Source organism: Synechococcus sp. W70.1, from assembly GCF_047461515.1.
GTDB lineage: Bacteria > Cyanobacteriota > Cyanobacteriia > Thermostichales > Thermostichaceae > Thermostichus.
In genome coordinates, this window is sequence record NZ_JANSHH010000013.1 from 351,701 (window position 1) to 369,688 (window position 17,988).

General features: G+C 61.4%; 14 protein-coding genes and 1 tRNA gene. 3 read left to right on the forward strand and 12 right to left on the reverse strand.

What is annotated here, in order from left to right; translation table 11 throughout:
• Positions 1-9: 9 nt before the first annotated feature.
• The 7 genes from NW808_RS03755 to NW808_RS03785 form a co-directional block, all read right to left on the reverse strand.
• Positions 10-747, reverse strand: coding sequence for a cytochrome c biogenesis protein CcdA (locus tag NW808_RS03755; RefSeq protein WP_414420334.1), 738 nt, complete (start codon positions 745-747; stop codon positions 10-12).
• A 108-nt stretch (positions 748-855) separates the two neighbouring features.
• The gene (locus tag NW808_RS03760) at positions 856-1,374 is read right to left on the reverse strand and encodes an inorganic diphosphatase (protein WP_414393789.1); all 519 of its coding nucleotides are present in this window, start codon (positions 1,372-1,374) and stop codon (positions 856-858) included.
• Between the two features lie 82 nt (positions 1,375-1,456).
• Positions 1,457-1,528 (reverse strand) — tRNA-Asn (locus NW808_RS03765).
• A 47-nt stretch (positions 1,529-1,575) separates the two neighbouring features.
• On the reverse strand, positions 1,576-3,405 hold the full coding sequence (locus NW808_RS03770) for a proline--tRNA ligase (protein WP_414420335.1): 1,830 nt from the start codon (positions 3,403-3,405) through the stop codon (positions 1,576-1,578).
• A 77-nt stretch (positions 3,406-3,482) separates the two neighbouring features.
• Positions 3,483-6,491 carry a translation initiation factor IF-2 gene (gene infB, locus NW808_RS03775; RefSeq protein ID WP_414420336.1) on the reverse strand — a complete coding sequence of 1,003 codons (3,009 nt, stop codon included), beginning with the start codon at positions 6,489-6,491 and terminating at the stop codon, positions 3,483-3,485.
• 300 nt (positions 6,492-6,791) lie between these two features.
• Entirely contained in the window at positions 6,792-7,112 is a 321-nt protein-coding gene (locus NW808_RS03780; RefSeq protein WP_414393383.1) for a YlxR family protein, read from the reverse strand.
• Positions 7,113-7,145: 33 nt separating this feature from the next.
• On the reverse strand, positions 7,146-8,180 hold the full coding sequence (locus NW808_RS03785; protein ID WP_414420337.1) for an HD domain-containing phosphohydrolase: 1,035 nt from the start codon (positions 8,178-8,180) through the stop codon (positions 7,146-7,148).
• 243 nt (positions 8,181-8,423) lie between these two features.
• Here NW808_RS03785 and NW808_RS03790 point away from each other — a divergent pair, with 243 nt between their 5' ends.
• On the forward strand, positions 8,424-8,822 hold the full coding sequence (locus tag NW808_RS03790) for a DUF4346 domain-containing protein (protein ID WP_414405420.1): 399 nt from the start codon (positions 8,424-8,426) through the stop codon (positions 8,820-8,822).
• Positions 8,823-8,906: 84 nt separating this feature from the next.
• On the forward strand, positions 8,907-11,756 hold the full coding sequence (locus NW808_RS03795; RefSeq protein ID WP_414420338.1) for a tetratricopeptide repeat protein: 2,850 nt from the start codon (positions 8,907-8,909) through the stop codon (positions 11,754-11,756).
• Here NW808_RS03795 and NW808_RS03800 read toward each other — a convergent pair.
• The 4 genes from NW808_RS03800 to NW808_RS03815 are packed head-to-tail and all read right to left on the reverse strand — an operon-like array spanning position 11,740 to position 14,641.
• Positions 11,740-13,362, reverse strand: coding sequence for a copper resistance CopC/CopD family protein (locus tag NW808_RS03800; RefSeq protein ID WP_414420339.1), 1,623 nt, complete (start codon positions 13,360-13,362; stop codon positions 11,740-11,742). The two genes, NW808_RS03795 and NW808_RS03800, sit on opposite strands and share 17 nt — an antisense overlap.
• Before the next feature lie 17 nt (positions 13,363-13,379).
• On the reverse strand, positions 13,380-13,946 hold the full coding sequence (locus tag NW808_RS03805) for a YcnI family protein (protein ID WP_414420340.1): 567 nt from the start codon (positions 13,944-13,946) through the stop codon (positions 13,380-13,382).
• A 24-nt stretch (positions 13,947-13,970) separates the two neighbouring features.
• Positions 13,971-14,294, reverse strand: coding sequence for a hypothetical protein (locus NW808_RS03810; protein ID WP_414409623.1), 324 nt, complete (start codon positions 14,292-14,294; stop codon positions 13,971-13,973).
• A complete protein-coding gene (locus NW808_RS03815; protein ID WP_414393791.1) occupies positions 14,294-14,641 on the reverse strand; it encodes a c-type cytochrome in 348 nt (115 codons plus the stop codon). Before NW808_RS03815 ends, NW808_RS03810 begins: the two co-directional genes overlap by 1 nt.
• Before the next feature lie 144 nt (positions 14,642-14,785).
• On the opposite strand from NW808_RS03815, the gene dnaG reads away from it, so the two are divergent.
• The gene (gene dnaG / locus NW808_RS03820; RefSeq protein ID WP_414420341.1) at positions 14,786-16,684 is read left to right on the forward strand and encodes a DNA primase; all 1,899 of its coding nucleotides are present in this window, start codon (positions 14,786-14,788) and stop codon (positions 16,682-16,684) included.
• On the opposite strand, the gene NW808_RS03825 is transcribed toward dnaG, so the two are convergent.
• The gene (locus NW808_RS03825) at positions 16,664-17,905 is read right to left on the reverse strand and encodes an NAD(P)/FAD-dependent oxidoreductase (RefSeq protein WP_414420342.1); all 1,242 of its coding nucleotides are present in this window, start codon (positions 17,903-17,905) and stop codon (positions 16,664-16,666) included. The two genes, dnaG and NW808_RS03825, sit on opposite strands and share 21 nt — an antisense overlap.
• Positions 17,906-17,988: the final 83 nt, after the last annotated feature.

The following is a 17,988-nucleotide window of genomic DNA, read 5'->3' on the forward strand; positions in this document are numbered from 1 at the left end:
CAAGCTCCCCTAGGTCCAAGCCGAGAGGATGGTGACGGTGCCGAACCCCACCAGCACCAGGCCACTGGCATAGGTAAGCCAGCCCGACCAGCGCCGCAGGGCCAGCAGTTGCTTAATCGCGCCGGTAAACACCCCCGCCAACAGCAGCGGCAAGACCAGCCCTAGGGCGTAGGTCAGCAGTAGCCCACCCCCCACCCAGGGCTGCCCTGTGGTGGAGACCCAGCCTAGCAAGGCCACCAAAACTGGCGTACTGCAGGGAGAGGCTGCTAGACCAAAGGTGGATCCCAGCAACACCGGCCGGCCTAGTCTGGGCCACTCGCCAGGGATCTCCAACCCGTTAAACCAACTGGGAAAGCGCAAGGGGACGACCTCCAGCAGGTTCAAGCCCATGAGGATGGCGATCCCGCCCGCTACTAGAGATCTAAAGGGGGTGGTTTGTCCGTAAACCCGGCCTAGCAAGGCGGCTCCCAAGCCCAGCAGGCTGAGGGCCAAAGCCACACCAACGGCAAAGCCCAGGGATTGCACCCAAACCTGCCGGCGCACCTCTCCGGCCGCTGCGGGGGCGCTGGGAGTGTAGCCGCCGATGTAGCCAATGATTACCGGCACCATGGAGAGCATACAGGGAGAAAGGCTGGTAACCAGACCTGCTAGACCCACTGCCAGCAGGCTCAGGGGAGAGAGGTGCTGCAATTGACCTTGAACCAGCTCCGCTGCCCACTGCTCCAGGTGGTAAAGGATATCCGCCATAGAAGAAGCCGTCGCGTCTAAACCTAGGCTAGCTCAAAGAACCTGGAGAACTTGGCGCTGACTGGCCAGCGCCCTCGACGGCAGCTCCAGCTTGGAAAGCCTGGGGAGCTACTTGGGCTGTTGGCAGGCGGCAATGCTGCTGGCGATAACGGCCTCGGTTTCGGCCAGGCCTTTCCAGCCCAGAATCTGGGTTTCTTTCTTCTCCAAGCGCTTGTAGGTGGCAAAAAACTCAGCAATCTCGTCCAGGCGGTGCTGGGCAATATCTTCCAACTTGGTTACGGAAGCGTAGCGAGGATCCTTAGCCGGCACACACAGCAACTTCTCATCCGGCTCCCCCGCGTCGATCATCTGCAGCATGCCCAGCGGGCGCACCGCAATCACACACCCCGGAAAGGTCGGCTGATCCATGATCACCAGGCCATCCAAGGGATCCCCGTCCCCTGCCCGCGTGTTGGGCACAAAGCCGTAGTCGTAGGGGTACTGCACCGAGGAGTAAAGCACCCGGTCTAGGATCATCACGCCCATCTCTTTGTCAAACTCGTACTTGTTCTTACTGCCGCCAGGGATCTCGATCAAAAGGTTGAGCAAGCCTGGCTCTGGTTGGGCAGGGATCCGCGACAGGTCGATCACAGCCAATACCCTCGGAAGACGTGACGAAGAAACAGCCAGAGGGCATTATACCCCCTGGCTTGAGATTTCAGCTAGCAAGCTCCTCGGGCAAGATTCGAACTTGCGACCAATCGGTTAACAGCCGACCGCTCTACCGCTGAGCTACCGAGGATCGAGACATATCCCATCATAGGGAAAAAACCGCTGCAAGGCAACTCCTCAGTCGGGCACCGCTAGAGCAGCAGCAAGGCGCTCTTTCAGGGTAGCCACCACCGCTTCGATGGGAAGGTCTACGGCCTGACCGGTGGCCCGTTCCGCCAATTCCACCTTGCCCTGCTTGAGGCTGCGCCCCGTAGTTAGGCGATAGGGGATCCCGATGAGATCGGCATCTTTAAACTTGACGCCGGCTCGCTCATCCCGGTCGTCCCAGAGGGTTTCGATACCGGCAGCGTCCAGCTCTTGCACCAGTTTTTCTGCCACCTGCATCTGCTCCGGGTCAGCAGTGTTGGGCACTACCACCACCACGTGGTAGGGGGCAATGGCCACCGGCCAGATGATGCCGTTGGCGTCGTGGGACTGTTCCACTGCCGCCTGGGCTAGTCGCGATACCCCAATGCCATAGCAGCCCATCCACAGCGGCTGCTCGGCGCCGTGCTCGTCGGCAAAGGTAGCCCGCAGCGGCAGCGAGAACTTGAGGCCCAACTGGAAGATATGGCCAACCTCAATGCCCCTTGCCCCCTGGAGCACCTGGTCAGGGTTGAATAGACAGCGATCTCCTGGTTGGGCTTTGCGCACGTCAACCACCTCCGGCAAGGGGTACTGCTCCCCCCAGTTGGCTCCCACCACGTGTCGCCCCACCTGGTTGCTACCGGTTACAAAGTTCTTCAGCGAGGCTGCTGTCTGGTCAGCTAGGCGCAAAATCTTGGGGGCAAAGTGTTCCTGCGGGCCCAGGCAGCTATCGGGCAGGTCAGGGGCAATGTAGCCCACGGGAACCGGATCCCCTTGCCAGCTTTTTTGGATCTCAGCATCTGCCAAAGTGAGTTTGAGCAGCTTCTTGGCTTGGTAGCGCTCCGCCAGACGGTTGAGGTGGTTGGCCAATTTCACTTCATTGACCTCTTGATCCCCGCGGATGCTTAGTAAAACCACCACCCGCAGGCCGTTGTCGTAAAGGGCCTGGTAGAGCACATTCTTGACGATCAAAGTGGGGGAGATCTTCAAGAAAGCCGCCAGCTTCTCGATGGTTTCCGTTCCCGGCGTATCCAGAACCTGGAAGGCTGTGTAGGGAGACTCGCCTGCCGGCGGCGGAAGGGAGACGGCTTTCTCCACATTGGCAGCATAGGAGCCATCGGGGGTGTAGAGGATCTCGTCTTCCCCGGCAGAAGCCAGCACCATGAACTCCTGGGACATTGCCGAGGGCCCGCCAATGGCGCCCGCATCGGCCTCCACCACGCGAAACTGTAGCCCGCAGCGACGCAGGATGCGGCTGTAGGCGCGGTACATATCCTGGTAGGTCTGGCGCAGGCTCTCTTCAGTGGCGTGGAAGGAGTAGGCGTCTTTCATGAGGAATTCCCGGCCCCGCAGCAAGCCAAAGCGAGGTCGGATCTCGTCGCGGAACTTGGTCTGGATTTGATAGAGGATTTGCGGCAACTGGCGATAGGAGCGGATGAGATCCCGGGCCAGCAGGGTAATCACCTCTTCGTGGGTGGGGCCCAGGGCCAGCTCGCGCCCCTGGCGGTCTTCGAGGGCAAACATGATCCCTTCTGCCTGGGTATACACCTCCCAGCGGCCCGACTCCCGCCAGATCTCCGCTGGCTGCAACTGGGGCAAGAGACACTCCTGGGCCCCAATGGCGTTCATCTCTTCCCGAATGATGTTCGAGATCTTCTGCAGCACCCGCCAGAGCAGGGGCAGATAGGTGTAGATCCCGGAGGAGAGCCGCCGGATAAAGCCGCCTCGCAGCAGCAGCTTGTGGCTGGCCAGCTCTGCTTCGGCAGGATCCTCCCGCAGGGTTACAAACAACATCTGACTCAATCGCTGGCTCCGTTGCATTCCTCCCTTCCCCTTGACAACTGCCTCCACTGTTCTCGAGCAAATCCTCCCGCTGGGAGGGGAGGCCGCCCAAATGACTAGGCAGGCGCTAGGGTCCGCCGCTTGGTAACCATCTGGTAGACCTCGATAATGTCCCCTTCTTGCCAGGCGTCGAACTTCTCGATGGCGATCCCACACTCGAAGCCGGCAGTTACCTCCCGCACGTCGTCCTTGAAGCGTCTGAGAGAGTCGAGGCGCCCCTCGTAGACTACCTCTCCTTTGCGGCGAACCCGCACCAGGGCATTGCGCTGCACTTTGCCGGAGAGCACGTAGCTGCCGGCAACGGTGCCGCGGCTGATGGGGATGACTTTGCGCACTTCCGCCTGGCCCAGCGGCTCTTCTACCTCCTCCGGCTCCAGCAGGCCTTCCATAGCTGCCCGCAGGTCGTCCAGCAGGTTGTAGATGATGTCGTATTCGCGCACATCGACCCCCTTCTCGTCGGCAGCCCGCCGCGCGCCAGGGGCAAAGGTGGTGTTAAAGCCCAAGATAATGGCGTCGCTGGCTGCTGCCAGATCCACGTCAGTCTCGGTGATCTCCCCAGGAGCTGCCAGAAGAACCCGCAGGCGCACCTCCTCTTGCGGCAGATCCTGCAGGGCCGTCTGGATGGCCTCGGCGGATCCCTGGACATCTGTTTTGAGGATCAGGTTCAACTCTTTGAGCTGGCCTTCCTGAGCTTGAGCTGAAATGCTAGCCAGGCTGACGCGGCGAGAGAGCGACGCCTGTTGCAAGCGGCTCTGCCGCAGCGCCTCCGCCCGCTCCTCAGCAATGCGGCGTGCTTCTTTCTCATCGCTGTAGACCTGAAACTCATCCCCTGCCGCCGGCACCTCCTCCAAGCCCAGCAGTTGTACCGCTGAAGAGGGCCCGGCCTCCTGTAGCCGTTGGCCACGGTCGTCCATCATTGCCTTGACGCGGCCAAACACTGCGCCCGCCACCAGCGTATCCCCCACCCGCAGGGTGCCGTTTTGCACCAATAGAGTGGCCACTGGCCCCCGCGCTTTGTCCAGGTGGGCCTCGATGACAGTGCCGCGAGCGGGACGATTGGGGTTGGCCTGCAGCTCCGCCACATCCGCTACCAACAGGATCATCTCAAGCAAGGCGTCTAGGTTGCGGCGGGTGAGAGCGCTGACCTGCACCATGGGCGTGTCGCCACCCCACTCCTCCGGCACCAGCCCATGCTCTGCCAGCTGCTGCTTGACGCGCTCCGGCTGGCTGCCGGGCTTGTCAATCTTGTTGATGGCCACAATGATGGGCACCTGGGCTGCCCGCGCATGGCTGATGGCCTCCAGCGTCTGCGGCTGCACCCCATCGTCGGCAGCCACCACCAGGACAGCGATGTCAGTAACGCTGGCGCCGCGGGCGCGCATGGCCGTGAAGGCCTGGTGGCCAGGAGTATCCAGAAAAACAATGCGCCGCTTTTGGCCCTCAAAGTCTACATCCACGTGGTAGGCGCCAATGCGCTGGGTGATCCCACCGGCTTCTTGCTGGGCCACGTTAGTGTGGCGGATGGCATCGAGCAAAGTGGTTTTGCCGTGATCCACGTGACCCATGATGGTGACCACCGGCGGACGGGGCACCAGATGGTCAATGTCCTCCAACTCAAGCATCTCGCTTTTCCTAGCTTTGGGCTCCGTCTCCGGCCGGCGGATCTCATAGCCCAACTCTTTGGCCACCGTCTCAGCCAGCAACTCGTCTAAAACCTGGTTGATGGTTACCTTCACCCCCTTGAAGAAGAGGGTTTTGATGATCTCAGTTCCCGACACCCGCAGGCGCTGGGCTAATTCCTGCACACTGAGGCTGCCCTCAAGAACCAGAACCTTCTCTTGCGGCGGCAATTCCGCCGTCTCCTCAGGGGGGCTAGTTTTAGCAGAGGTGGATAGCTGCGGGGAGCGCTCAGCAGCTGGCCGAGGGCGCGGGGTTGAAACAGCCGCTGTCGGCGGGCGCTGGGCAGGGGGCTTGGCAGTGGGACGGGGCAAGGGCTGGATGGCGTTTAGCTGCGCTTGCTTGACGGTGGAGATCGCCGTCAGAGAATCCAAATCCAAGCCATCTCCATCTCCTTCCTCGCGTCTGCGTTTGCGCTTGCGCTCGGCCTGGCTGCGGCTGGATCGCCGTTCGAGGGCTTTTAGCTCCTCATCCTCCTCTTCTTCCACCGTCTTGCGCTTGACCTTGGGCGTGGCAGGCCGCCCAGGAGCCTCGACCAGCACGGGAGTGGAGATCCCTTCTGGCAAGGGGGGAGAGGATGCTGACTCGGCGGAAACCGTTTTAGCCGTAGGACGGGTGGGGGGCCCCACCAACTCCAGCCGCCGCTGGGGACGGGGAGCCTCCTCCACTTGGCTGGGGCTGTCTTCCTTTTTGGGAGCTGCTGGCTGGCGCTCGGGAGGACTGGCAGGGCGAACCGGTGGGCCCACAAGCTGGGGACGCGGTTGCTGGGCAGTTGGGGGAGGAGAAGCCTTCGCTTCTGCAGGACCAGGAGCAGGGCTGGGCTCGGAAGCCGCTTGAGGCGACTCAGGCCGTCGTGGAGGGGGGAGCACCGTTGGGCGCTTAGCCGCCGGAGCAGGGCCAGCCTGGGGGCTAGCTGCTTTGGCTACAGCCGGCTCAGGTCGAGCTGGAGGGGGCGTCGGCTGTGGCCTTGTCTCACCCACGCGAGCAACTGGTGGCTGCGGCGGGCTGACTGCAGGAGCCTCTTTTGGCGGAGGGATACGCTCAGGTCGCTGCAGCAGCGTTTTGGGAGGACTGGCTTCACTAGAGGGGGCTGGCTGCTGAGGAGGAGCGGGCCGGCGAATGCCAACAATAGCCTGAGGGCGCTCGCTCGCCTTGGCTTCCGCCGCCGGCTCAGCTGGCGAGCTTCCTTGCGGCTTGCTCCGCGGGCGAGGTGGTTTCACAATAGGGGACTTGCCCAGCTTGCTACGCACCAACTCAGCCTGCTCTAGGGAAATGGTGCTGCTGTGGCTCTTGAAAGGGATCCCCAGCTGCTCACAAACCTCCAGCACCTCGCGATTGTCACGCCCCAGTTCGCGGGCAAGGTCGTACAGTCGAACTTTGTCGGTCATTCCTCTGCTTGCCTCTGCTCCTCTCTCCTTGTCAGTTTTACAGGAGTTGAATCAACCTCAATTAACGGATTGAGACTAAACCTGCTGCAGCATAATTCCAGGGGGAATCTAAGTCCAAAAGGGCCGGGGGGCATAGGCAACTAGGGCAGGAAGCAACACCGACAGTGCCTTTTTAGGATAGCCCTTCTACAGTTCCCAGAAGTTGGCCACGGCCGACCCCCCCCAGCCCCATTCTGACAGCTAAGAGGGGCTACCGTGTAGCTGGAACGGAGTGAACCCGGTACCTTGACCGATTCAGGGCTACTGAGGTTGCTCTGAGACTCGCCCCTCTGGGACTGATGTCTCCTGGAGGCTTTCTGCCTCAGAACTGCGCAGCAATTCCTGCTCCAGCAGTTGCCACAGCGAGTCGGGCACCGGCGCCTTGAGGGCTCTACTCATCTGGTGCCTCCGCCGGGCTGCCTGCAAGCATTCTAGCCGGCGACATAGGTAGGCAGAACGACCCATGCCTCTGCCCAAAAGCACCTGGTGAGTGTCGTATTGCCTAACCAGCCGCCATAACTGGGAGCGGGGAAACAATTGGCGGCAGCCTACACAGCGCCGTAGAGGATCTGCGCCTGCCAAAGGATTTGCCTTGAGGAGCCTACTGGGCCTAGTCTACTTCAACTGGGGCAGCCGTGACTGCAGAAACTCGAAGAAACGCTCCACCAAGTAGGGATCCCGCCAGCCCTTGGCTGTTTCTTCCCGCAGGATGTCCATGGCCTCTTGAACGGTGAAGGCGCGCTTGTAGGGTCGCTCCGAGGTGAGGGCGTCGTAGATATCGACAATCTGGAAGACGCGGGCCACCAGCGGGATCCCTTCTCCCCTGAGGCCATCGGGATAGCCGCTGCCATCCCAACGCTCGTGGTGGTGGCGGATGAGGGGCAGCACATCTCTCAGGGTGCGCAGCGGGCGGCAGATCTCCTCTCCAATCAAGACATGGGATTTCATCACCTCCCACTCTTCCGGCGTATGCTTGCCCGTTTTGCCCAAAATCGCATCAGGTATACCCACTTTGCCGATATCGTGCAGGTAGCCTCCCCAGGTCAGCACCTTGATTAGAGGACGGGGTAGCTGGAGAAACTCGCCAAAGCTTTTGGCCAGTTGTGCCAGGCGCTCACAGTGATCCCCAGTGATGGGATCCCGGCTTTCCACAATGCGGGCAATGGCAAATAAAGCTTGGGCGGCATGATCCAAGTCTTCGTTCAAATGCTTCTGGTGAACGAGGGAACGCACCCGCGCCAGCAATTCCGCCTCGTCAAAGGGCTTGCCGAGAAAATCATCGGCCCCCGCCTCAATGCCCCGCAGGCGATTTTTGCGGTCGCTAGCGGCTGTCATCAGCACCACCGGGATCAAGCGCGTCTCCCCATTGGCCTTGATGCGCCGACAGACCTCAAATCCGTCGAGCCCCGGCATCATCACATCCAACAAAATCAGATCCGGCTGCAGGGTTTGCACCATTTGCAGGGCCTGCTGGCCGTTTTCCGCCTCGCTGACCTGGTAGCTACTGCTCTCCAGCAATTTCCTCAGCAACAGGCGGCTGTCGCGCTGATTGCCCACGATGAGGAGGTGACCAGCTCCCCCTTTCTCCGTTGGAGGGGTTACCTCAGGGATCCCAACCCCCCCAAGCCTCTCAGCTTCAGCCGAGTGCATTTTGGCAAAGACTGTCGCTCGCTCACTGCTTCCACGGTAATCTCACCTTCCACCTGCAAGCATCCGCCTTTTCGCTGAGTTTGCCAAGGCTTTAAGTAACTGCCAATGCTTGAAAAAGCACTGGCAAACCCTAAGACTTCTCCTGAAGCAAGGGATCCCATTCCTCGGCCACAATAGGGATAATGAAGGTAGTCTTGGCTACGTTTTTGGCACCCGTTTTGCTAGCTTCTTGGCAACTTTACTATGTCGTCTTTTTCCTCTGAGTCTCTGCGGGAGCAGGTGCGCCGCATTGATGACCAGCTTTCCCGCCGGCCCCTGGAGCTAGACCCGGCAGGCTACTTTGTCATCTATGTGGATCGACAGCAGCAGCTCATTTGCGCCAAGTACTACAGCACCGTGATCAACGAGCGGGGTCTAGCCACTGACCCGGAGACTGGAGCGGTGATCCCAGCGCGAGGGCCAGTCAATCGCCCGCCGCAGCGGGTGTACGTTGGGCGGACGGCCAAAGAGTTGTGTGTCCAGATCTTTGAAAAGGAAAGCGAGAAGGTAGTCTCCCAGCTTAGCCACGCTGCCTACCTGGGGCGGGAGTTCCAGAAGGCAGAGGCGGCCCTCATCTCCGGCGAAGAGTACGTGCAGGACTAGGGGCAAGCTCGCTGCAGGGGAGCAGCTTGTGGCAGAATCGAGCCAGCTTGCTGTGACCAAGGTCACAGCGGGGCAAGCTGGGCTATGGAAGACAAGGTTAAGCCGGGAACCCTTCTGCGGGGACGCTACGAAATCCTCGGCCTTTTGGGGCAGGGGGGCTTTGGGGTTACCTACAAAGCGGTGGATCGCGACACTTTCAATACTCCCTGCGTGGTCAAGCGCCTGCGCCCCCTCTCCACCGATCCCTACACCCTGGCCACGGCCCGCAAGCTGTTCGAGCGGGAAGCCAAGGTTCTCAACCGGCTCAACAACTACGACCGGGTGCCCCGCCTCTTGGCCCACTTCGAGCAGGATCAGGAGTTCTACCTGGTTGAGGAGTTCATTGCTGGGCACGATCTCGGCCAAGAGCTGGTGGCTGGCCAGCCTCTAAGCGAGGCGGAGGTCGTCAAGCTGCTGTGGGAGATTCTGGAGATCCTCCACTACGTCCATGCCCGTCAAATTGTGCATCGGGACATCAAGCCAGCCAACCTGATGCGCCGCGACGCCGATGGCAAGCTGGTGCTGATTGACTTTGGGGCGGTGAAGGAGGTGGGACGGCTAGGCAGCCCTGCCCCTGGCCAAACCCAGTTGGCGACGGTGATTGGCTCAGTGGGCTACATGGCCCCGGAACAGCTCAGCGGCAAGCCCCAGCCCTGCAGCGATATCTATTCGGTTGGGGTGCTGGCCATTCAGGCGCTCACCGGCCGTCCCCCCACCAAGATCCCAGACGATCCGTGTACTGGCCAGCTCCTCTGGCGGGATCTAGTACCGGTTAGCGATGCCCTAGCGGAGATTCTGGATCGCATGGTCTGTCCCCGCTGGCAGGAGCGCTTTCAATCGGCGGCTGAGGTAATGGAGGCGCTGCGGCCTCTCCTGCCTACCCCCACCGAAGGTGTAGCGCCTGCTCTTTCCCAGCTTTCGGTGGATCAGCTCTTGGCGATGCGCTTGGTAACCCGCGGCCAGGAAAAAGCTCGCCAAGGGGATCTGCAGGGGGCGATTGCCGACTACACGTTGGCCATCCAACTGGATCCCCAGAATGGCCGCGCCTATAGCCAGCGGGGCAGTGCCCGCTACAAAAGTGGCGACTGGGCAGGAGCTGTGGAGGACTTCACCCAGGCCATTCAACTGACAGGGGATGCCCGTGCCTATGTCAACCGCGGCATCGCCCGCTACCGGCTGGGGGACTATGAGGGGGCAGTTGCCGATTACACCCACGCTCTCCACCTCAACCCCAACTGGGCCGTGGCCTACTACAACCGCGGCAACGCCTACCGGCAGCTCGAGCAAAACCAAAAGGCCATCGAGGACTATTCCCGCGCCCTTGAGCTCAATCCCGAGGAAGTACGGGCTTATTTCAACCGCGGCGTGGTGCGCGGCCATCTGGGAGATGCGCAAGGGGCTGTGGCCGATTTTTCCGAGGTCATCCAACGAGATCCCCAGGATGTGGAAGCCTATTTCAACCGGGGCGTGGCGCGGGCGCAGTTGCTGGACTTTCAGGGAGCGATTGAAGACTACACCCAGGCGCTGCAGCGGGATCCCGCCCACTCTAAGGCCTACTACCACCGCGGCCTAGCCCGCCAAGCTTTGGGGGATCCCCAGGGGGCCATCGAGGATTTTTCCCAAGCCATTGCGCTGCAGCCTGCTGGGGCCTCTGAGGCAGGGATGGCAGCGCAGGCGGAGCTCTATCTGCAGCGGGCTATAGCCTACCTGGGCAACAACGCCCTGGAGGCAGCGCTGGCTGACTGCGAACAGGCGCTCCGCCTTAACCCGGAGCTGGCGCCGGCCTATTTCTACCGAGGGCTGGCCCGCCAGGAGTTGAGAGATCCGGCAGGCGCCTTAGCCGACTTCAACCGCGCCCTGGAGTTGGATCCCCAGCTGACCAAGGTCTACCTCAACCGTGGGATTGCTCATCTGGATCTGGGCCAACTGGAAGCGGCTCTTGCCGACTTGAACCAGGCCATTGCTTTGGATCCCAGCGATGCCAGGGCCTACAGCAGCCGCGGGCAGGTCCACAGGCTTTTGGGGGATCCCTTGGCGGCCCTGCAGGACTACACGGCTGCCCTGGAGCGGGATCCGAACAACCTGCAGCTCTATTTCCACCGTGGCCAGGCCCATTTCGACCGAGAAGATTGGCCGGCAGCCTGTGCGGATTTCTCCCAGGTGCTGCAGGCGGCAGCCCAAGCTGAACCAGAGCTGCTAGCCAGTGCCCATCTGCGCCGGGGCATGGCGCGGCAACGGCTGGGGGACTGGCAAGGGGCCCTAGCGGATTTCACTGCCCTAATCCAAAAGCAGCCGCAGGCGTCTCAGGGATTTGCCCTGCGGGCGGCGGTACATCTGGCTTTGGGCAACCAAGAGGCAGCGCTAGCCGATCTTGACCAGGCTTTGAGCTGCAACTGCGACTGGGGGCTAGCTGATGCCGCCCTGGCCTACTGTCAGCGGGGGGATCTGCACCGCCAGGCCAACCGGCCGGAGCAGGCCATTGCCGACTACACTCAGGCGCTGCTCCTGAACCCCCAGGAGCGCCAGGCTCTCTTCTGGCGGGCCCTGCTGTGGGATCAAAGGGGGGAGACCGACAAAGCGCTGGCCGACTACACGCAACTACTGCAACTGGAGCTAGAGCCCCAGGAGCGCCTCTTGGCCCTGAACAACCGCGGCTGGGCCCATGCCCAACAGGGAGATTTTGCAGCGGCCCTCCAGGATTACACCCAAGCCATCGCTCTGGATCCCGCCCACTTCAAGCTTTACCTCAATCGCGCCCTGGCCCGTCTTGCCCTCGGCGATTGGCAGGGAGCTTGCCAGGACTTCCAAACGGCTCTCCAGCTGCAGGACTACGACGGACGGCTCTTGGAAGCAGCGGCAGGGATCCCTTCACTTGCCCCTACAGGACAACTCTGATTTGCCCACGCCGCTCCTCAAAGTCGCTGATCAAGAGTCGCACCTCAATCTGCCATTCTCCCCCTAATGTCAGGGGCACATTCTCAACCGCAAACTGGCCGGGCTTCTTCGGCAGCATTTGTCGGCGCAGAGGTGGGATCCCGCGTTCGGGCAGGGAAAAGGCCAAGTTCAGCTCCTGGGCTGGGATCTTTTTAACCTCCACTTGAACCCGGTTGTTGCCGGGTCGACAGGGCAAGATCCGCAGGGAGAGGCTGCCTTCTGGCCAGCTCAATTCCTCTTGGCAAGACGGCTCTGCAGGGGAGCTCCTCTCCTGTCCAGGCGGAGCTTGAGCTACCAAAAAACTGGTCAGGGCCAGCACCAGGATCAGTCCCACCAGCTCCAGGCGGACGATCTGGCGTAGCAACCGGCCCACCGCCTGCCCACCCTGCCGTAATGCTGGCACCAGCCGAAACTTGTTGTGGGCGCCCAGCCCCACCATCATTAGCACTATCAGCAGCTTGGTCCAAAGGTATCGCCCATAGGGATGATCCCAGTCCCAGCCGCCGTGAATCCCAGCCATTCCCACCCCCGCTAGGATAAGCCCCGGCACTGCCCAGGTGGCTACGTCAGAAAACCGTTGGATAGTGCCTACAGATGGGTAGGGAGCAGATTCCCTGCTCAGCAAGCGCTCCAGCCCCCATAGCCCCCCTAGCCAAAAAGCCGAGCCGGCTAGATGTAGCCCCAGCAGCGCCATCGTTCCTGCCGGATACTCGCTCGTGAGGGCATGGCCAATGGGCAGAAACGATCCAATGACCAACACCGAGCCCACACTGCTGGCCCAGGCGGCACCTCCCTCGCAGGCCCAGATCAGAACTCCTAGCCCCACTAGCCGCAGTGCCGTACCCCAGCCGTAGGGAGAAAGCATCACACTCAGCAGCTTTTGCCCATTGAGGTGGGGGTAAAGCTGGGCCAAGTGCAAACTGAAGGCCACCAGAGTCAAACTAAGGGTGAGCCAAGCTGCCACGAAAGCCCAGGCCTTAAAGGACTCCGTCCTGCTGGCGCGAACAGAGAGCTCTATTCCATTTGCCCCCAAAACGCTCGAACGCCCCTGCAACAGCCGCCACCAGCCCAACACCCCCACCACAAAGAGGCTGCCCAGGTAGATCCCCCAGCGCACACCTACCAGCGGCCAATATAGGGGATCCCTTCTTCGGAGGTGGGCCGCCCTCACCGCTTGAACCAGCTCTGGATCTGCAGTCCCCACCTGGAAGACAAACGAGCCACTCACCGGATGGGAATCAGCGGAAATGGCCCGCCAACTGACAAGGTAAACCCCCGCTGGGATTCCCTGGGGCAAATCCCCCTGAAGCGCCTCGCCCCTGCTCACCAGGTTTTCCAGGGGCAATACCTGTCCATTTCCGTCCAAAACCTGGAGCTGCGTAAGCTGCACCGGCTCATTGAAAACCAGCCGCACTTGCGTCGGCGCTTCCTGGAGCACCGCTCCATCTTCCGGGAAAGTGGAGAGCAAGCTGGCATGGGCGAAAGCGGGCGAGATCCCAGCCGTCCACAGCAAGAAGCCGAGGATCCCAGCCCAAATCCCAGCAAAGACCCTTCTAGGGCGAGACATCCTGCCCAGCAGGCCGCCTAGCGACTGCCGTGACCATGACCCTGTCCACTACCTCCACCTGTCAGCTTCAGCAGCGGGGCCGGCTCCGGCAAGCTCTTGGGATCCTCGCCCGGCTGCGCCACCTGGATCCAGCGGTGCATGCCTTTTTCGCACTCCTGGATCACCGGGATGGGGATGACCTCGCCGGGCCGATTCGGCAGCTTGGCGCTGATGCTGAACTCATCCATGAGGCCATCGGGCAGCGAGCCGCCACTCCAAATCACCTCGGCAACCGTTTCGGTGATCATCTTCCCGTGGGACTCGTATGGGGTCTTCAGCGGCCTTTTGACCGTCTCGATTTTCCACAGAGGGTGCACCATCGGCTTCACGGAAACAAATCCCTCTGGGATCTGCACCCGCAAGCGCTTGGTTGGGGAGCCATCACATCCATGGGCTACGCGAAAGGTGAGCTTGGTGTAGCTGCCTGCCGGCGCTTCTTGGGGATGGACGGTAACATGAGCCCAGGCAGAAGAAAGAGGCAGAAAGCTCATGCCCAAAGCCAGCAGAGATTTTCTGGCTAGAGCTAAGTAACTTTGCAGACCCATTTCCAATCTCCTTTTTTCCAATCTTTAGGGATGGCGATGGGATCCGTGGGATTCCATCAGGCTCATGCTGTGCTGGCCCCAACTGGAGAGACCCATGGACACCAGGCCGGCGCTGGCCAAGCCCATGGACACCAGCCCAAAGGAGAGAGCGCCCATGGCTACTAGGCCAATGGAGAGGATGCCGTGGGTTACCACACCGATGGCTACCACCCCATGGGCAGAAATGCCCACCGCCACCAGCCCATGGGCCCCTATGCCCACTGAGAGAAGCTGGCAGCGGGATCCCTGGACTTGACGGCCCTGCTCCTGCAGCGCCTGAGGTGCCACGGCCACTTCGTCCTGGGCCATTAGCCCTTACTCCAGTTGTGCTCAGCGCGATCCAAGACGTAGGCGGCCACCGCCTCGATCTCTTCTGGCTTGAGGAGCTTGCCAAAAGCAGGCATGGCCCCTTTGCCGTTGCGCACCTGGGCTTGGATTAGCTCTAGCGTATCCACGTGGTACTCGTGCAGGGCAGCTAGGGAGAGATTTTTAGCCGGCACTATCGAGTTGCGCCCGTTCAAGTGGCAGCCCACACACTTGGCCTGAAAGACCTTGGCTCCTAAAGCCAAATCCGGCTCAGCAGAAGCCACTTGCGGGCTCCAAAAGACAGCGGCACCGACAAGCAAAAGCAGCAAGAAAAGTTTAACGATCCGCATTTTCCTCTCAACAATTTGCAAAAGACTGTTCATGGAAAAATCTAGTTTTTGAAGCTAGACCATTATCTCTGGCGGGTCAGGCCACGTCAAAAGACAGCCTGTCAAGTCCCCCCAGCTACCATAGGGTGGAGGATCCCTAGGGCCATGAGCAGTCTGCCGCCGGAGTTCATCCAGTTAGTGCGCCAGAAGGCCGACATCGTTGAGGTGGTGGCCGAAAAAGTGGTGTTGCGCAAGCGGGGGCAAAACTTTGTCGGCCTCTGCCCTTTCCATGACGACCACAAGCCCAGCTTTCACGTCAGCCCCAGCAAGCAGATCTACAAGTGCTTCGCCTGTGGCGCCGGGGGAGATGTCATCCGCTTTGTTATGGAGACCGAGCGCCTTTCCTTTGCCGAAGCCGTGCGCTGGCTAGCCCGCCGCTACCATGTGCCTGAGCCCAAGGGATCCTTCTCCCCAGACTACGAACGCCAGGTCTCGCGTCAGGAAAAGCTGCTGGAGGTCTTGGCCATGGCCGCCGACTTCTACCGGCACGCCCTCCACTCCCCGGTGGGATCGGCGGCTAGGGAGTATCTGCATAGCCGCCGCTTGAGCGAAGAGACCTGTCAACAGTTTCAAATCGGCTTTGCTCCCTCCGGATGGCAGTCGCTCTACGAGTACCTGGTTAACCAGAAGCGCCAGCCGGTCAAGCTTCTAGAAGAAGCCGGCCTGCTGGTGCCGCGCCAGGGAGGAGGCCACTACGACCGCTTCCGCAACCGCATCATGCTGCCCATTTTTGACCTGCAGGGGCAGGTCATCGGCTTTGCCGGCAGGGCTTTAGGAGAGGAGCAGCCCAAGTACCTCAACTCCCCAGAAACGGAGCTTTTCAACAAGAGCCAGGTGGTCTATGGCCTCAACTTTGCCCGCGAGGCCATCGCCAAAGCCGACCAAGTTTTAGTGGTGGAAGGGTACTTTGATGTGATCGCCCTGCACCAAGCCGGCATTGCCTATGCGGTAGCCGCCATGGGCACGGCCCTGACGCCGCACCAGGTCAAGGCTCTGCTGCGCTACACGCCGTCCAAGCGGGTCATCCTCAACTTCGATGCCGACCGCGCTGGGTTGAATGCCGCCTTGCGGGCTATTCAAGCCGTTGAAGAACAGGCGCGGCGGGGGGAAATCGAGTTGCGCATCCTCACCCTTCCCGCTGGGAAAGATGCCGACGAATTCCTGCGGCAGCACCCGGCTTCCCAACTAGAGGCCCTGCTGGCTCAGGCTCCCCTATGGCTGGACTGGCGGATTGAACAGGTGCTGGCCGGTCGGGATCTCAGCCAGGCCGCCGATTTCCAACAGGCCTATCAAGCGCTGGTGCAACTGCTGGCCGGTCTAGGCGGGCAGTGGCGCTCCTTGTATATCCACAAAGTGGCGGAATTGCTCAGCCGGGGCAGCGCTCGCCTCAGCCGCAATCTGGAAGAGGATCTGCGCCGCGCCGTGCGCCAGTACCGCTGGTCAAAACCCCAGCAACCTGCTGCCGACCGGGGATCCAAACTCTTGCAGTCCGAGTCCCATCTTCTGCAGATCTACTTGCATTTTGCCGAGTACCGCCGCGAGATCCGCCAAACCTTGATGGAGCGGGAGCTGCAATTCAGTTTCCGTCCTCACCGGGAGCTGTGGCAGCGGATCTTGGAGCTGGTCTCGGCCCAGCCGGAACTGGAAGACGAGGAGGAGGGTCTTTTGACCGCCCTGCGCACTCTCTGCGCCCAGGACGACGCCCTCAACGAGCGCCTCAGCCACCTGCTCTGGCAGGACGAAACTACCCGCGTGGCCCTGATGCGTCCGCGCCTGGTGGTGCGGGCTGCTCTAGCCAACATGGAGCTGGAAATTCGCCAGAAGCGCTACCGCTACTGGACGCAGCTCTGGGAGCAGGCCTTTTCCGAAGGCAACACCACTCTAGCTGCCCAATACCAGGCCAGCATTCACCAGGAATATCAGGCTATTTTGGCCTTGCAGCGCCAGGTGCAGCTTAACCTGGAAGATTTGCCGGAGACAGCGCTAGCGGAGGAGTGGACTTAAGCAGTTCCGGGTCCGCTCTCCCTCAAGAGAAGGGGCAGGGGGGGAGGGCGCAGTGAAGCGCGCCGGCGAGAGACTGGGGAGCCACTCATCCGCCTGGCCATACGCCTGCTGGGCAAAGCGGCGGGCTAAGGCCGGCAGGATGGCCAAAGGGCTGCTGAAGCCAGAAAAGAGTTGTAGCCCTTCCCAGCCGGGCAGGGATCCCACCAAGGGATAGTGATCGCCGCTGAAGGCCACCAAGCAGTGACACCAGCGCCCGGGCAAGTGGGCCACCTGGGGTAGGTAGCGCCCCACCTGGGCCCGGATTTGCGCTTCGCCGCTAGTGGCATCCAGCTGGGCTTGAGGATCCGTCAGCACCCGACTGATCTGGCCCAGGCGAATGCTGCCGTCTAGAAATTGCAGGATCCCGACATCCAGGATGGGCGGGCAGAGCTCCTGCCCCGGCTTGTCCCAGAGGGGATCCCGGTCGGGGTGAGCCGCCTGCCGCTCCAGCTCCAGGCGCTGCACCGGCGCGCTCATGACAATGGTTCTCAGCTGCACTGCCGCAGGCTCTAGCTCGAGGGATTCGGCGTGGGTGAAGTAGATAGGGGCATAGATGCCAGCTTGACGCAACAAAGCCCGTGTCCAGCCGCCGGCGCACACCACCACCTGGGCTGCCCCGTGGAAGTCGGCGGGTGTCTCTACGCCGGTGACCCGCTGCCCTTGCCGCCGCAAGCCAGTTACGCTTTGCAAAAGCAGGGATCCCCCCAGGCGTTGGAAAGCCCTCCGAAAAGCCAGGGTCGTCAGCCAGGGGTGGATGTGGCCGTGCCGGGCCCAGAGCACGCCCTCCAGGGCCGCCGGCTGCAAAAGGGGCTCCAGCTCACAGGCCGTCTCCACCGGAATCCGCTGGGGTGGGATGCGACAGTCGGCTAGATCCGCCTCCACCGCCTCCACTGAGTAGCCAGGAGCAACCAATAGGAGCAGATCTAGCTCGCGAAAGTGAATATCTGCCTCCAGCTCCTCTGAGAGAGTGCGGTAGCGCTGGATCCCTTCTTCCCCCAGAGCTTTGAGCAGGGGAGTTTTTCCAGCCCAATGAGCCAAGCCACCGTAGCTATAGCGGGTGGCACTGGCGGGCAGCGCCTCCTTCTCAAGGAGAAGAACGGATCCCCCCTGGCGGGCCAACTCATAGCTTAGGGCTGCTCCGGTGATCCCGCCGCCGACAACAATCCAGTCATAGTTGGCCATGCCTGTCGCGCTCCTCGGTTGGCAATTGCTCCGCCCTTGCCAGGAACACAAAAACAGGCAGGGATCCGCCCCTGCCCTAGAAT

Bases quoted from the DNA above. Each gene is read 5' to 3' on its own strand.
- NW808_RS03755 (WP_414420334.1), bottom strand. From the start codon at position 747: ATGGCGGATATCCTTTACCACCTGGAGCAGTGGGCAGCGGAGCTGGTT.
- NW808_RS03770 (WP_414420335.1), bottom strand. From the start codon at position 3,405: ATGCAACGGAGCCAGCGATTGAGTCAGATGTTGTTTGTAACCCTGCGG.
- infB (WP_414420336.1), bottom strand. From the start codon at position 6,491: ATGACCGACAAAGTTCGACTGTACGACCTTGCCCGCGAACTGGGGCGT.
- NW808_RS03785 (WP_414420337.1), bottom strand. From the start codon at position 8,180: ATGCACTCGGCTGAAGCTGAGAGGCTTGGGGGGGTTGGGATCCCTGAG.
- NW808_RS03790 (WP_414405420.1), top strand. From the start codon at position 8,424: ATGTCGTCTTTTTCCTCTGAGTCTCTGCGGGAGCAGGTGCGCCGCATT.
- NW808_RS03795 (WP_414420338.1), top strand. From the start codon at position 8,907: ATGGAAGACAAGGTTAAGCCGGGAACCCTTCTGCGGGGACGCTACGAA.
- NW808_RS03800 (WP_414420339.1), bottom strand. From the start codon at position 13,362: ATGTCTCGCCCTAGAAGGGTCTTTGCTGGGATTTGGGCTGGGATCCTC.
- NW808_RS03805 (WP_414420340.1), bottom strand. From the start codon at position 13,946: ATGGGTCTGCAAAGTTACTTAGCTCTAGCCAGAAAATCTCTGCTGGCT.
- NW808_RS03810 (WP_414409623.1), bottom strand. From the start codon at position 14,294: ATGGCCCAGGACGAAGTGGCCGTGGCACCTCAGGCGCTGCAGGAGCAG.
- NW808_RS03815 (WP_414393791.1), bottom strand. From the start codon at position 14,641: ATGCGGATCGTTAAACTTTTCTTGCTGCTTTTGCTTGTCGGTGCCGCT.
- dnaG (WP_414420341.1), top strand. From the start codon at position 14,786: ATGAGCAGTCTGCCGCCGGAGTTCATCCAGTTAGTGCGCCAGAAGGCC.
- NW808_RS03825 (WP_414420342.1), bottom strand. From the start codon at position 17,905: ATGGCCAACTATGACTGGATTGTTGTCGGCGGCGGGATCACCGGAGCA.